The 15357-nt window shown below is 33.4% G+C and carries 12 protein-coding genes; all 12 read right to left on the reverse strand.

Features of this window, described 5'->3' with window-relative positions; all coding sequences use genetic code 11:
* Window positions 1-42: 42 nt before the first annotated feature.
* The 12 genes from JVU85_RS02800 to JVU85_RS02855 all read right to left on the reverse strand — a co-directional run bounded on the left by JVU85_RS02800 (window position 43) and on the right by JVU85_RS02855 (window position 15160).
* Complete coding sequence (locus JVU85_RS02800; RefSeq protein ID WP_151508022.1) at window positions 43-1716, reverse strand: glycerol-3-phosphate dehydrogenase/oxidase; 1674 nt, start codon at window positions 1714-1716, stop codon at window positions 43-45.
* A 143-nt stretch (window positions 1717-1859) separates the two neighbouring features.
* Window positions 1860-3362 (reverse strand): glycerol kinase GlpK, encoded by a 1503-nt coding sequence (gene glpK / locus JVU85_RS02805; protein ID WP_021458838.1) that lies wholly within the window; start codon window positions 3360-3362, stop codon window positions 1860-1862.
* Window positions 3363-3495: 133 nt separating this feature from the next.
* Complete coding sequence (locus JVU85_RS02810) at window positions 3496-4314, reverse strand: MIP/aquaporin family protein (RefSeq protein ID WP_002511026.1); 819 nt, start codon at window positions 4312-4314, stop codon at window positions 3496-3498.
* Window positions 4315-5227: 913 nt separating this feature from the next.
* On the reverse strand, window positions 5228-5761 hold the full coding sequence (locus JVU85_RS02815) for a glycerol-3-phosphate responsive antiterminator (protein ID WP_002511025.1): 534 nt from the start codon (window positions 5759-5761) through the stop codon (window positions 5228-5230).
* A 12-nt stretch (window positions 5762-5773) separates the two neighbouring features.
* A complete protein-coding gene (gene mutL / locus JVU85_RS02820; RefSeq protein ID WP_021458839.1) occupies window positions 5774-7723 on the reverse strand; it encodes a DNA mismatch repair endonuclease MutL in 1950 nt (649 codons plus the stop codon).
* Between the two features lie 10 nt (window positions 7724-7733).
* Window positions 7734-10343, reverse strand: a complete 2610-nt coding sequence (gene mutS, locus JVU85_RS02825; protein ID WP_021458840.1) for a DNA mismatch repair protein MutS — start codon at window positions 10341-10343, stop codon at window positions 7734-7736.
* A 281-nt stretch (window positions 10344-10624) separates the two neighbouring features.
* Entirely contained in the window at window positions 10625-11113 is a 489-nt protein-coding gene (gene thiW / locus JVU85_RS02830) for an energy coupling factor transporter S component ThiW (RefSeq protein WP_002511022.1), read from the reverse strand.
* 30 nt (window positions 11114-11143) lie between these two features.
* Entirely contained in the window at window positions 11144-11512 is a 369-nt protein-coding gene (locus tag JVU85_RS02835) for a YlbF family regulator (RefSeq protein ID WP_021458841.1), read from the reverse strand.
* Window positions 11512-13065 (reverse strand): tRNA (N6-isopentenyl adenosine(37)-C2)-methylthiotransferase MiaB, encoded by a 1554-nt coding sequence (gene miaB / locus JVU85_RS02840; protein WP_021458842.1) that lies wholly within the window; start codon window positions 13063-13065, stop codon window positions 11512-11514. Before miaB ends, JVU85_RS02835 begins: the two co-directional genes overlap by 1 nt.
* Before the next feature lie 349 nt (window positions 13066-13414).
* A complete protein-coding gene (locus JVU85_RS02845) occupies window positions 13415-13711 on the reverse strand; it encodes a thiamine-binding protein (protein ID WP_002511018.1) in 297 nt (98 codons plus the stop codon).
* 150 nt (window positions 13712-13861) lie between these two features.
* Complete coding sequence (locus tag JVU85_RS02850) at window positions 13862-14485, reverse strand: poly-gamma-glutamate hydrolase family protein (protein ID WP_021458843.1); 624 nt, start codon at window positions 14483-14485, stop codon at window positions 13862-13864.
* 54 nt (window positions 14486-14539) lie between these two features.
* The gene (locus tag JVU85_RS02855) at window positions 14540-15160 is read right to left on the reverse strand and encodes a poly-gamma-glutamate hydrolase family protein (RefSeq protein WP_002511016.1); all 621 of its coding nucleotides are present in this window, start codon (window positions 15158-15160) and stop codon (window positions 14540-14542) included.
* Window positions 15161-15357: the final 197 nt, after the last annotated feature.

Consider the following 15357-nt stretch of genomic DNA (forward strand, 5'->3'; position numbering starts at 1 on the left):
ATCAATTAGCTTATAGCTAATTAACATTTATGCATTGTTTAATTATTCTTTAACTGCTGGTTGATTATTGCCTGTTTGCGCTTCATTTATTGCAGTTTCTAATTCTTGTTTATAAAGTTCTTTTTGTACATCACTATAACCAAGTAATTCAGACATAACATCGATAACTTGTTCTTTGTAATTTAAGACGTCATCAATTTTGAAGTATAATTTTCCAGTACGACGAATAAAGAAATCTGTTGGACGATATACCATTTCATTTTGAATTGAATAAATAAGTTCAGTATATATATCTAAAGGTAAACCTGTATCTTGATATTGAGCTGTTTGTGCAATTTTGAATAGTTCTTCTGCATTTGAACCATATTTAGATACAATATGACGTGCTAATGGTTCATCAATTTGATAAGCTTTAGCGTCTTTCACTTTTTCATCAATATAATTGTCGAAGTTTTGACTACCACCAACATCACCGCCTGAAATTGGTAAATGTTTAGTTTCACATGGTTTGAATTTTAATTTATATTCTTCTTTTAGACGTTTTGCTAATAAATCAACAATTTCTAATGCCATATGACGGTAACCAGTTAATTTACCACCTGCGATAGTTAATAAGCCTGATTTACCTTCCCATACTTCGTCTTTACGAGAAATTTCTGAAGGATCTTTACCTTCTTCTAAAATAAGTGGTCTAACACCTGCCCATGATGATTCAATATCGCTATCTTCAACTTGAACATCAGGGAACATATAATTAATTGCATCTATTAAATAATCTCTATCTTCTTGTGTTGCTAAAGGTGATGTTTTGTCGTTGTCATAAAACGTATCTGTTGTACCAACATACGCTTTGCCTTCACGTGGAATTGCAAAAATCATACGACCATCTTTTTCAGTATCAAAGTATACTGCTTGACCTAATGGGAATTTAGATTGATCGATAACAATGTGGACACCTTTTGTTAAACGTAATTGTTTATTATTACGTGCATAGTCACCACTACGTACTTCATCTACCCATGGACCACTTGCATTGATAACTTTTTTAGCACCAATTGTATAAGTTTCACCAGAGATTTGGTCTTCTACATTAATACCATTCACTTTTTCATTATTATCATATGTGAAATGCATTGATTTACTGTGGTTAATAATTGTCGCACCTTTTTCTTCAGCACGTTTCATTACTTCGATTGTTAAACGTGCATCATCCGTACGATACTCAACATATGAACCGCCACCTTTTAATCCAGCTTGTTTAACTAATGGTTCTTTAGCCAATGTTTCTTTTTTGTTCAACATTTTCTTGCGTTCTGAACGTTTAACACCAGCTAATCTATCATACATAGTTAGTCCAATAGAAGTAGTGAATTTACCCATACTTCCGCCTTTATGCATTGGCAATAACATTCTTTCAGGCGTAGTTACATGTGGACCGTTTTCGTATACAATGGCACGTTCACGACCTGTTTCCGCTACTACACCTACTTGTAGTTGTTTTAAATAACGTAATCCACCATGTACTAATTTAGTAGAACGAGAACTTGTACCTTGAGCAAAGTCTTGCATTTCAACTAATGCGACTTTCATACCTCTTTCACTAGCATCTAACGCTATACCAGCACCAGTTATTCCACCACCGATGATAACAACGTCAAATGAGTTATCTTTTAAATCCTTTTTAATTTGCTCTCTTTTAAGTGTTGATAAAGTCATAATCCGAGCGCCTCCTATAAAATTAAAAAAGTAGAGACCTATCCTATACATATAATTTTGTACGAACAGAGTCTCTACTTCTCACTTGTATTATTAACTTACCCTAATTGTAGCATAGTTAATTATTTTAAGTCCAATATTTTTTACTCTTCATCTAACTTAAAAACCTGTGTTGCTTCAACAGCTTTTTTCCAACCTTTGTACAATTTAGTACTTTCAGCTTCTTCCATTTCTGGATTAAATGATTTTTCTAATTTCCAACGATTAGCAATTTCATCTTTACTTTCCCAGAAACCAACCGCTAAACCGGCTAAGTATGCTGCACCTAATGCTGTTGTTTCATTTATTTCTGGTCTCTCTACTTCAACGTGTAACAAATCTGATTGGAATTGCATAATGAAGTTATTTTTAACTGCGCCACCATCAACACGTAAGTTATTTACTTTAATATCAGAATCTTTTTCCATAGCTTCTAATACATCACGTGTTTGATAACATAATGATTCCAATGTAGCTCTAATAAAGTGTTCTTTTTCAGTACCACGTGTTAAACCAAAGATTGCTCCTCTTGCTTCAGCATCCCAGTATGGTGTGCCTAGTCCTACAAAAGCAGGTACGACATAAACACCTTCTGTAGATTCTACACGTTCAGCATAGTTTTCAGATTGTGGCGCTGAATTTATCATACGTAAACCATCTCTTAACCATTGTATTGCAGATCCTGAAACGAAAATTGATCCTTCAAGTGCATAATGTACTTTACCATCAAGTCCATATGCAATTGTAGTCAACAAACCACTTTTAGATTTTACTGCTTCTTCACCAGTGTTCATTAACATAAATCCACCAGTGCCATATGTGTTTTTAACATCACCACGGTTGAAGCATGCTTGCCCGAATAACGCTGCTTGTTGGTCACCTGCAATACCTGCAATTGGTACTTCTTGACCAAAGAAATGATAATCAATAGTATTACCATAAACTTCACTTGATTCTTTAACTTCAGGCAACATGCTTTCAGGTATATTAAGTATATCTAATAATTCTTTATCCCATTGTAATTCATGAATATTGTATACTAAAGTTCTACTTGCATTTGAGTAATCTGTAATATGTGCTTGTCCACCAGATAACTTCCAAACTAGCCATGAATCAATAGTACCAAATAATAAATCTCCATTGTCTGCTTGTTCTCTCGCACCATCGACGTTATCTAAAATCCATTTTACTTTTGTTCCAGCAAAATATGGGTCTAACAATAGTCCTGTTTTTTCACGGAATTTTTCTTCAAGTCCTTGTTCTTTCAACTCTTGACAAATTCCTTGAGTTTGACGAGATTGCCAAACGATAGCATGGTAAACTGGACGACCAGATTTTTTATCCCATACTACTGTAGTTTCACGTTGGTTAGTAATTCCGATGCCTGCAATTTGTTCAGCACTAACATTTTTTTCATTTAATACTTCTGCAATAACTGCTAATACAGATGTCCAAATTTCATTCGCATCATGCTCTACCCAACCTGATTTAGGAAAGAATTGTTTAAATTCTCTTTGAGCAACACCATCAATTTCTCCATCTTTGTTGAATAATATTGCACGTGAACTTGTTGTTCCTTGGTCTATTGACAAAATATATTTTTCCATATTAATTAACTCCCTTTCTCTCGGTTGATTATACTTAGAACAATTAACATCTCAAGTATGCTTAGTTTTCAATTATAATCCTGTACCCTGCAAAACTATAAATAAACTATTGTTCAATGACTATGTTTATTTGTTATTTAACTGCTTCAACTTCTCCAGTTTTATCGGCTTTATTTAATAATACGCCAATAACAAGTGTAATGATGACCACTACAATTGTAACAATAGACATGATATCAAATGCGCCTTTGTAGAACAATCTATAAATTACTGCACCTAACATTCCTCCTGCAATCGGTCCTAATACGGGAACAATTGCGTAACCCCAATTCGAAGTACCTTTACCAAAAATAGGTAAAATTGCATGTGCAATTCTAGGACCTAAATCACGAGCAGGGTTAATTGCATAACCTGTTGGTCCACCTAAACTTAGCCCTATAGCAATGATTAAGCCACCTACGATAAGTGGATTTAAACCATCAGCTATTTTATTCATACCAATAAATAACAAACCTAACGTCAATGCTGTAGTACCAATAATTTCACTTAAAAAGTTAGCGAAATAGTTTTTAATTGCTGGTGCCGTTGAAAACACACCTAATTTTGCGCCTTGATCTTCAGTTGCTTTCCAATGTGGTAAATACATTAACCATACAATTGCACCACCGACAATACCACCTAGAATTTGACAGATGATATAACCAGGTACTACTCCCCAAGTCACTGCACCATCCATAGCCATAGCTATTGTAACCGCAGGATTAATATGTGCTCCAGAAATATTGCCAACCGCGTAAACACCAAATGTAACTGCTAATCCCCATCCAGCAGCAATAACAATCCAATCTGCTCCAGAACCACCAGTTCTTTTTAAGTTGACGTTAGCACAGACGCCACCACCAAAAAGAACAAGAATCAAAGTCCCCAAAAACTCTGCAAAATATACACTCATAGAGATTCCTCCTAATAAAGATAAAGAGACTCCTACAAATTATAGCCAGTTGAACGCTTCGAACCACCGGTTTAATAAATCGTAGAAATCTCCCATCTCTGTTCTAATATTAACTTGCCCTCATTTTACACTTTGTTTGTAAGCGTTGTCAATATTATCGTTAAAAAATTTGTCACAATTAAATCATTCTAAATAAAATACGTATCTTAAGAAGTCCAGTTTTGGTGATTATACAAGCTATAGTCACTGAAGATTTTTTTATTTTTATTTAAAAAGTTTTTCAAATAATAGCCTTTCAGATCATTACACAACCTTTTACTAACCACATTACGTTTTGAAGATTTATGTCAGCACACATAAGCGTGATATCTATGGAAACTTTATCTATAACATCTTGTTTTTTGTCAGTAAACAGATCTTAAGTATTAATTCTGCTAAAGTCATTTTTATAGATTGGCAGTAATTTATGCCGACTCCTGCGGGAATAGCACTCGCCGAAGACTACAAGCTGAGGCAGGGCCCGCGGAAAGCGTGCATAAAAAAACTGCCCACAAAGTCTGTGACTTTGTCGACAGGCTGCGGAGTGTGACAGAAATCTGTATTGTGACAACACCGTGTATCGTTTGTTACTGAACAGTTCCTAAATGTGATGTTTTATCTAAAAAATATAACTGATACCTGCATGGTAATCCACTTTAGTTATTATTTTTGTGATACCAAATGGACTATGAATTAAATAAATAGTATCGGCAGTGATTTATGCCGACTCCTGCGGGAATAGCGCTAGCTGAAGACTACAGGCTAAGGCAGGGCCCGCGGAAAGCGTGCATAAAAAAACTGCCAACAAAGTTGGAAACTTTATCGACAGTCTGAAACTACTGTTTTAAAATTTAAACGGTAGTCAATTTTTCTATCACCATAAATCGCGATCACTTGTTGTAATATATTTCGCACCATTACTTACTGCTTGTTCTACTTCAGATACTTCTTTAATTAATCCCCCAGCAATTACTTTTGTGTCAGTTTCTTCATCTATAGCTCGAATTGCTTTGCTAGCTATTCCTGGCAATACTTCAACAAAATCTGGTTCGACACGTTTAATTAATTCTATGCTACGCGTTAAAGCATGGCTATCAATAATAAATACTCTTAGCACTGTTGTTGTATTTAATGCCTTGGCTTTTTTTATTACTTTTGTTTTTGTGGAGATAATTCCAGCAGGTTGGTAGTTTTGAATAATATATTCACATGCGAATTCATCATGACTCATACCTTTTATTAAATCAATATGAATAAATGTTTTCATTTGATGTTTATTTAACAAATCCATAATACTTTTTACGTGTCCTACATGTGTGTCTAACAACACACATTCATTGTAATCTGTCTCAATAAGTTTTTCTAAATCTTTCATTGTGCGGATTGCAGGTAGTATATGTGGCTTCATTTGTCTCTCCTCCTACATAATACGTTTAAATAATCGTTCTAATTCATAATTCGAAAAGTTAATGATAATGGGACGTCCATGTGGACACGTAAAAGGATCTTCTGCATCACGTAATTGGTCGACTAATTCTGCCATCTCATTATTTTTTAAAAAATGATTGGCTTTAATAGATTTTTTGCAACTCATCATAATGGCTGCTTCTTCTCTAATTTTATTAATATTTACTTTTTTATGTTCCAACACATATTCTATCATATCTTTAATGATTTCTTCTGCTTCTAATTTTGGAAACCACACTGGATAACTATCAACAATATAATCATGTCCACCGAATGGTTCAAGTTGAACACCAACTTTAGCTAATTCCTCTTTATATTGCTCTATAATCATTAATTCATCCTTAGAAAAATGAAAAGTTAAAGGAATTAATAAATTTTGAACTTCATTTGATACATGACCTATTTTTTCTCTAAAGTATTCATACTTAATTCTTTCTTGAGCAGCATGTTGATCGATCATATACATACCATCTTCATTTTGAGCGATAATATACGTACCGTGCACTTGACCTACAATTTCCATATAGGGTACTCGACGTGATGGTGTTTGTGAACGTTGGTCTTTAATATCAGATGCTGTAACTTCATTGTCAACGTTAACAATTGGTACATCATCCTCATCTGTTAAGTTAGATAGTACCTCGCGTTGTTTTGCCTTATAATCTGCGTCAGTCTCCTCTTGTTGCGCTGTATCTGGAATCGATGTTGAGGAAGACTGATTAGTGTAACCCGATTCTGATTGATCTTTTACTTGGCTCGATGGTTCATTAGATGACGGATAGTTTGACGTTGCCTCAGTAGATGCTTGATGATCGTTGTACTGTTGACGTTGTTCAAAGTCAATTTTTTGCTGTTCAAATTGGTCAAGCACTTTATTTTTTTTATTTACTTTATCCAAATCATTATGTGGGATAAGGATTTTATCGTGAAATGCTTCTCTTATTTTTTCGACAATTAATTTATACAGTTGTTCTTCTTTTGATAATCTAACTTCTAATTTTGTCGGATGAACATTAACATCTACTAATATTGGGTCCATTTCAATATTTAAATAACAAATAGGATAACGACCAATAGTTAATAATGTATGATAGCCTTCTAAAATTGCTTTATTTAACACAAAATTGCGTATATAACGTCCGTTAATAAATATTGAAATATAATGCTTATTACTACGAGAATGTTCTGGTTTAGCGACAAACCCTTCTAAATGATAGTCACTAGTATCTCCTTGTATATGTACCAAATCTTTTGCTACTTTCATACCGTAGATTTCAGCCATTACTTCGTTCGTACGACCAGAGCCATTTGTCTTAATAATTTCTTTGCCATCAGCAGTCAAAGTAAATCGAATATTAGGATGACTCATAGCCATTCTATTAACGATATCTGTTATTTTACCTAATTCTGTATATAGACTTTTAATGTACTTTAGTCTAGCTGGCGTATTATAAAATAAGCTTTCCACCAATATATCTGTACCTTGTTTTGCTTTTGCAGGTTTTTGTTGTAAAATCGCACCATTTTCAACATAAACTTCATGACCTTCAAGATTATCTGTACAACTTTTCAAAGTCACTTTTGCAACGGATGAAATACTAGCTAATGCTTCCCCACGAAAACCTAATGTTCTAATATGAAATAAATCATCATCGTCATCTAGTTTACTCGTAGCGTGTCTATGAAAGACTAAAGCTAAATCATCTTCACTAATTCCCGTTCCGTTATCAACCACTCTGATAGAAGATACGCCAGATTGTTCAACTGCAATATTTATTTCTGTTGCTTGCGCATCTATCGCATTTTCTAACAATTCTTTCACTACTGAACCTGGTCGTTCTACTACCTCACCCGCAGCAATTTTATTTGCTAAAGAGGTTTGTAACTCTTTTATTTTTCCCATGTTTCCACCTCTATTTCAATTGATTTTGTAATTCATTCAACTTAACCAATGCATCAATAGGTGTCATATTAGATAAATTCAACTGTTTAATGGCTATTTCTACTTCACTTTCTGTTTGTGGTACATCAAATAAATCAAAAGTAGCTTGTTCAAACTGATCATCTCGATCTGAGTTATGACTATCATCAGTAACATTATTTTCATCAGTTGTCGTTGCTGCTGCATTATCGTAAGCGATAGTTGGTCCTGTTACTGTATCATGTTGTTCAAAAGCATTTAATATAACTTGAGCACGTTCTATAACCGCTTCAGGTAAATGGGCTAATTGTGCTACTTGTATGCCGTAACTATCATCAACTGCACCATCTTTTACTTTGTGCAAGAAGATTAATTCACCATTATATTCATTTGCAGCTACATGCACATTTTTTAAACATTTTAATGTTTGATCTAATGTAGTTAATTCATGATAATGCGTTGAAAATAATGTTTTAGCATGAGAAGTATGCGCCACATACTCTATCATAGATTGCGCTAATGCAAGACCATCATATGTGGAAGTACCTCGACCTATTTCATCAAAAATAATTAAGCTATCTGCTGTTGCATTTGCTAACGCTTTTTGTGCTTCTAACATCTCCACCATAAATGTACTCTTACCGGATACTAAATCATCTGCGGCACCAATACGTGTAAAAATTTGATCAAATATCGGTAACACAGCACTACTACACGGCACATAAGCTCCCATTTGAGCCATGATACTAATTATTGCTACTTGACGCATATACGTAGATTTACCTGACATGTTAGGGCCTGTAATTAAATAAATAAATGTATCTCGATCTAATGTACAATCATTAGGTACATAATCATTATAATCCATTACACGTTCCACGACAGGATGTCTAGAATCATTAAGTTGCAAAGTTTTATCTTCACTAAAAGTAGGACGGACATAATTGTATTTTTGTGCAATTTCTGCAAAGCTTTGTAAACAATCTAGTTCTGAAATAATTTTAGCTTGTTGTTGCAGTTGCGCAGTGTAAGATTTTACATGTTCACGAATCTGCGTAAATAATTCATATTCCAAGTCAACAGCTTTATCTTCCGCACCTAAAATAATATCTTCTTTTTCTTTTAATTCATCAGTGATAAAGCGTTCTGCATTGGAAAGCGTTTGTTTTCTATTGTATCCATACTGTTCAGGATCAAAGCCTTGTAAATTAGCACGTGTAATCTCAATGTAATAGCCAAACACTTTATTATAACTAATTTTCAGTGACTTAATTCCTGTGCGTTGTCGTTCTTTAGCTTGAAGCTCTGCTAACCATGTTTTACCATTTTGAGAGGCTTCTAAATATTCATCTAATTGTGAGTTGAATCCTTGTTTAAATAACCCACCATCTTTAACTGAAATAGGTGGTTCATCTACTAGACTTTGTTCTAACAACTGTAACAAATCATCTAATGGTTCTAATTTGAGAAATTGTTCACTCATTTGATTATCAAAAGAGTTCAATAACGTTTTTATATTCGGAATTTCCATAATCGAATGCTTCAATTGAATCAAATCTCTCGCATTGACATTGCCATAGCTTACACGTCCAACTAAACGTTCGATATCGTACACTTGGTTTAAATAGCCACGCAGTGTATCTCGTTCGATAAAATGACTTAAGAACTGTTCAACAGTGTTTAAACGTTGTTCTATTTGTTGATGATTTATTAACGGTCTATCTATCCATTGCTTTAATCGTCTCGCACCCATAGGTGTTTTCGTTTCATCCATAAGCCAGAGTAACGTACCTTTTTTAGATTTTAATCTAATACTTTCAGTTAATTCTAAATTTCGCTTCGCGTAAAAATCCATTTTCATAAAGTTAATAGCTTCATAAGTTACTACTGTCTCAATATGAGATAAGTCTCTTTTTTGTGTATGATGGATGTAGTCTAGTAACAACTGCGTTGCATAATACATAGTGTGATGTTGCAATTGATTTACGTTATACATCATATCAGTAATTGTATCTACGACTGTAATTGTTTCCGTAGTTAAGCTAATTTGTCTTTTTAAACTATCACTTATTGGCTTATGAACTACTATTTCATTAGGATTAACTGTCGTAATTTCATTGATTAATGTCGCTTCATCTGTAAAATGTGTAACTTTTAGTTCACCTGTTGAAACATCACAATAACTAAGTGCAAAATTCGTTTCATCTTCAATAAAACTTAGTATATAATTATTTTGAGTGTCATCCACACCACCGTGCTCCATTACTGTACCTGGAGTCACTACTCTGACAACTTCTCTTTTTACCATACCTTTGGTCAATTTAGCATCTTCCATTTGTTCACAAATCGCCACTTTATAGCCATTATTAATTAATGTTTCAATATAACTATCGGCAGAATGATAAGGCACACCACACATAGGTATCGGATTTTCTTTTTTGGCGTCACGTTTAGTTAATGTAATTTCCAATACACGAGATGCTTCTTTTGCATCTTCAAAAAACATTTCATAAAAATCACCTAGTCTAAAAAATAATAGACAATCTTGATATTGCGCTTTAATTTTCAAATATTGTTGCATCATTGGAGTTTCATTAGCCATGTTATTTTTTCACAATCCTTTATTCAGTCTTCTATGTTTACATTTATCACGTATTTTATATGTTAAGTGGAATTGTAGCCACACCTTTTAATATTTAACTCTTAAATTTTAACATAAATAAACAAGCAAGCCCATTTTAACAAAACCGTGTTCACCTAAGTTAAATTACTAAAATATGAAAAAAACGAAGGTCACACGACATACATTGATTACACTTTCAATACATTAAATTTAAAGTGTGATTCCAATATATGTATATGAACTCCGTTTAGTTTCATGTTCTATAAAAATCGTTGTAAAATTCCTTTTTTCTTCAACATCATTAAAATGATATAACTAATTATGGCACCAATCATACTTGATACAATAAAAGCAATCATTAAGGGTTTAATAGCAAAATGTTGTAAACCTACAATCCAAGCAAGTGGGATACATATTAAACTACCGATAATTCCTGTACCTATTACTTCACCAATAGCTGACATAAAGATATGTTTACGGTAAATGTAAAATACACTAGCTAATAAGACACCAATCATACTACCTGGAAAAGCAAACACACTGCCTGTACCAAAAATCATACGTAAAGTAGATGAAATAACTGCCTGAGCTAGGCCAAACCATGGTCCAACGAAAACAGCACATAATACATTAATTAAATGTTGTATTGGTGCAGCTTTCACTGGCCCTAACGGGATAATTATTACACTACTTAGCACAACATTGATGGCAATCAACATTGCTGTAATAGTTAATTTTTTTGTATTCAACTGTGTTCACCCTTTCCATGATGTTACTTATTACTTTTGGTTGTTAGTTGAATCATTTAATTGGTTCAACTCATCTTCCATCGTGCTAATCATCATTTGCAATAAATCATTAGCATCATATTGCAATGAACGAAATTCTTCAACTATCGGCATAGTATTAATAATTGATTCAATGTCACTAATTTTATCTTCAGATTGTTTTAATGCATTCATTTTACCATAGTTATGCAAATTCACTGATTGCTTTTGGTTTTTCTTTAATTCTTGCATTTTTGATTCGATTTGATCATTTTGATGAATTTGGCGTTCCACCTGTTGATAGTCTTTAACTGTGTCTAAATCTTGAATTTGTTGGACAATGAAATCCGTTTCGGTTAATATTTGCTCTTTATTATACACTATGGCATCACCACTGTTTTTTGAGTTTGTTGTACAAACGTACCATTCAATGAGTATTGTTTCGCTTCGTCAATTTTTACATCTACAATTTTACCAATCATTGATTTGGGTGCTTTAAAGTTAACTAATTTGTTTTTATCAGTATAACCTGATAAAACAGTATCATCTCTTTTACTTGTACCTTCGCATAATACTTGAACTATTTCACCTTCGTATTTACTCATAGCACGTTCTGAGTAATATGACACTTTTTTATTCAATGCTTGTAAACGTGCTTTTTTCACATCTTGTGGTACATTATCTTTCATTTTAGCCGCCGGAGTACCATCTCTTTGAGAGTATATATACGTATAAGCATGTTCAAATTCAACTTCATCATATAACGACAATGTTTCTTCGAATTGTGCTTCAGTTTCATTCGGATAACCTACAATAATATCTGTTGTTAAAGCGATATCTGGAATCGCTGTTTTAATTTTATTCACTAATTCTAGATAGCTTTCGCGTGTATATTTACGTCCCATTATTTTCAATACTGCATCATTACCAGATTGTACTGGTAAATGAATATGTGGAACAATATTTCCACCTTTAGCAATAATATCAATCATGCGATCTGTAAAATCCCATGGGTGACTAGTCGTAAATCGGACACGAGGTATATCAATTTTAGAAATATCTTCTAATAAATCTCCAAGACCATAGTCAATTCCTTCGATATCTTTGCCATAAGAGTTAACATTTTGACCTAATAATGTGATTTCTTGATAGCCTTCTCTAGCTAAGCCTCTCACTTCTTCAATTATATCTTCTGGTCGTCTACTGCGTTCTTTACCACGAGTAAAAGGTACAATACAGTAAGTACAGAATTTATCACATCCATACATAATATTAACCCAAGCTTTAATATTACCTGCACGTACTTTAGGCAAGTTTTCTACTACATCGCCTTCTTTTGACCACACTTCAACAACCATAGCTTTTGATAAATATGCCTCTTCTAAAATGGCAGGTAAACGATGAATATTATGTGTGCCAAAAATCATATCAACATTTTGATAAGATTTTAAAATTTTATTTACTACAGATTCCTCTTGAGACATACAGCCACATACACCTATTAAGGCATCTGGGCGTTCTCGTTTTAAATGTTTAAGGTTACCTATTTCACTAAATACTTTATTTTCCGCATTTTCACGTATCGCACAAGTATTTATTAATATAACATCAGCTGTATTGATATCATCTGTTGCTTGATAACCTAAGGCACTTAAAATTCCAGCCATAACTTCTGTATCGTGTGCATTCATCTGACAACCATATGTTTTGATTAAAAAGGTACGTCCTAACCCCATATTTCTATATTTTTCTTCAATTTTAAAATCGTCGTTATATTGTACTGATTGCTTACCACGTTTTTTAGCTTCTTTTAAACTTGGTGGCTGATAAACATGTTCAAAATATTTACTATAATCTTTCGTTTCTTTCTCTGCTTTCTTATCGCGCTCATCTAAAATGTTTATAGATGATTGCTTTCTTTGCTCTTCATTCACTTAAAAAACCCTTTCTGTAGCCAAAGTGTTTATGAGTTTGTTTAGTGAAATATTACTAGGTGCTATAACACCGTTATAACACCTAAATCGTTTATAATATAGTTAATTATAATTTCACATATTGACTTGTGCCTAAAAGTAGTCTACGCCCACATTTGTTACAATTAGCGCACTTCATTAACGTTAAAACTCAATACACTTTATACATGCCCTTAATCATTCTTTTATTATATTAAATGTCGTCCACTTATGCAAAATGAATTATCAGCTACTCATTTATACATTAATAGTACACTGCGCGTATTTGTCTATTACTCACTAAAGTAAAATGCTTATCTTTACTTGCTGTTTAAACTTCATCATATTTTCCTGTTAACGTCTCAATCGTAATGCCCTCTGGTGCATGATAAAATTTCACTTGACTTATAATACTAGGAACTTCTAATTCTACCATACGATCATTCAGTTTTTGCAATAATATTAAGCATTCATTCATATCCCCTTGCACTGTCGTATCAAGTGGTCCAACTCTATAATCAAGTCCTGAATCGTCTATGACTTTTATTGCTTCATCAACATATGGGATAACATCTTCTCCATTTGGCGTTTTTGGTATAATTTGAACACTCATTAACGTATCATCCATATCATTAACCCCTCTCAAAACAGTAATATTCTTCTCCAGTGTACCAAATAAGCAGATTGAGTAATAGCGCAAAACTCCTTTATTTTAGCAAGCCGTACTATGCTTACTTACAGTTCTATATTGACATAAATATTTCATTTTACACTAATATTATTTATTACTTGTTTCAATAGCTTTGATGATAGCATCTGCAAATGCATACATATGGTGATTCCAATTATCTCTACTTTCACGATGTTTTCTATTAAACTTATAATCTTTAAAAAAACTTTGTCTTAATGCTGTAGTTAATTCTAATTGCACTCCAGCATTTTGCTGTGTGTAATTAATAATATTATCATCATGTTTACCCGATAGATGGTCAGGCGCTTTAGCTACTTTAAAGTTAGCTTTAGTTAACAACTGCTCAATTGAAGTCATAAGTGATTTGTCTTTACCACCAATATACACAATTGATTCATCACCTATACAACCATGAATTGCTACTGCTTGATACACTTTCGATACCATAACTTGCATAGTGGATTGATCGTAATGGCGAGAGGTGACATGTAATTCGACATTTTTTTGTCGTCGTAATCCTTTAAAAGTATAAAAGCTATAATGTCCTTTTTCTGCAATTAAATCACATACTTCTGTAGTTCCCGGTTCGATACCGCCACCGTGAATAGCTGCAATTAACACCGCTGATTTCACATCACGTGTTATGATGTCCCAATCCTTATTTTTAGTAGTTGCATTTTCTAATTCAGTCATTGTGCGAAATGTATCCATTAAAGATACCCCCTTAGCAATAATAGACCGAATTAACACAATCGATATATTGCTTTATTCATATTGATAAACTTCAACTAGTGCCTGTGCGATTTGATACATAAACGGTGCCCAGTTATCTTTATTCACTCTATCTTGCTCTTTAAACTGACGATTCTTAAACAATGCTTTTCTAAATGCAACAGTTAATTCCAATTGGATACCTTGCTGGCGTTTACTTTGATTAACAAAGTTATCAGCATGCTTTCCCGCTATTGGCGATGGCGCATCTTTAACAACCACACCCTGAGCCGTTAATTTAGATTTAATTCGCTCAATATAAGTGCTATCTTTACCGCCAATATATATTTCTGGTTTGTCACCCATACACCCATGAATGGATAAAGCATGCTCCTTTTCTCTCACCATAGATAGTAATAGTGGATCATCAAAATGATTCGCAGTCACGTGTAGTTCATGGTTTTTATTAGGGCGTATAGCATTAAAACTATAATAATCATAACCACCTAGTTGTGCAATCAATTGTGCAATTTCGCTCGTTCCTCTTTCAATTGCACCACCGTGTATAGCAGCTACAAGTACGTGACTGTCTCTATTTATAGTCTCAATTTCCCAATCTTCTTGAGCACTTGTTTGCTGAAATAGTTCAGTCATTGATGTATATTTATCTACCATAACTTGTGCTCCTTATATGTAATGTTTATTTGATTATACGAAATTTATTTCACATTAAAAAGAAGGAACGCAACTACAAAATCAATTTAATCGCGTTGATTTCATAGGTCGTTCCTATATTAGTAATATTTTAATTCATGTCATCACTATTCATTTATCTTTAGTAGCGATATTATACACAAATTTACTTGGGCATT

The sequence above is a fragment of the Staphylococcus sp. GDY8P72P genome (assembly GCF_016890655.1).
In the GTDB taxonomy this organism is placed as follows: Bacteria; Bacillota; Bacilli; order Staphylococcales; family Staphylococcaceae; genus Staphylococcus; species Staphylococcus arlettae.

Coding starts and splice junctions, on each gene's coding strand:
- JVU85_RS02800 (WP_151508022.1), bottom strand. CDS start 1,716: ATGACTTTATCAACACTTAAAAGAGAGCAAATTAAAAAGGATTTAAAA.
- glpK (WP_021458838.1), bottom strand. CDS start 3,362: ATGGAAAAATATATTTTGTCAATAGACCAAGGAACAACAAGTTCACGT.
- JVU85_RS02810 (WP_002511026.1), bottom strand. CDS start 4,314: ATGAGTGTATATTTTGCAGAGTTTTTGGGGACTTTGATTCTTGTTCTT.
- JVU85_RS02815 (WP_002511025.1), bottom strand. CDS start 5,761: ATGAAGCCACATATACTACCTGCAATCCGCACAATGAAAGATTTAGAA.
- mutL (WP_021458839.1), bottom strand. CDS start 7,723: ATGGGAAAAATAAAAGAGTTACAAACCTCTTTAGCAAATAAAATTGCT.
- mutS (WP_021458840.1), bottom strand. CDS start 10,343: ATGGCTAATGAAACTCCAATGATGCAACAATATTTGAAAATTAAAGCG.
- JVU85_RS02845 (WP_002511018.1), bottom strand. CDS start 13,711: ATGGATGATACGTTAATGAGTGTTCAAATTATACCAAAAACGCCAAAT.
- JVU85_RS02850 (WP_021458843.1), bottom strand. CDS start 14,485: ATGGATACATTTCGCACAATGACTGAATTAGAAAATGCAACTACTAAA.
- JVU85_RS02855 (WP_002511016.1), bottom strand. CDS start 15,160: ATGGTAGATAAATATACATCAATGACTGAACTATTTCAGCAAACAAGT.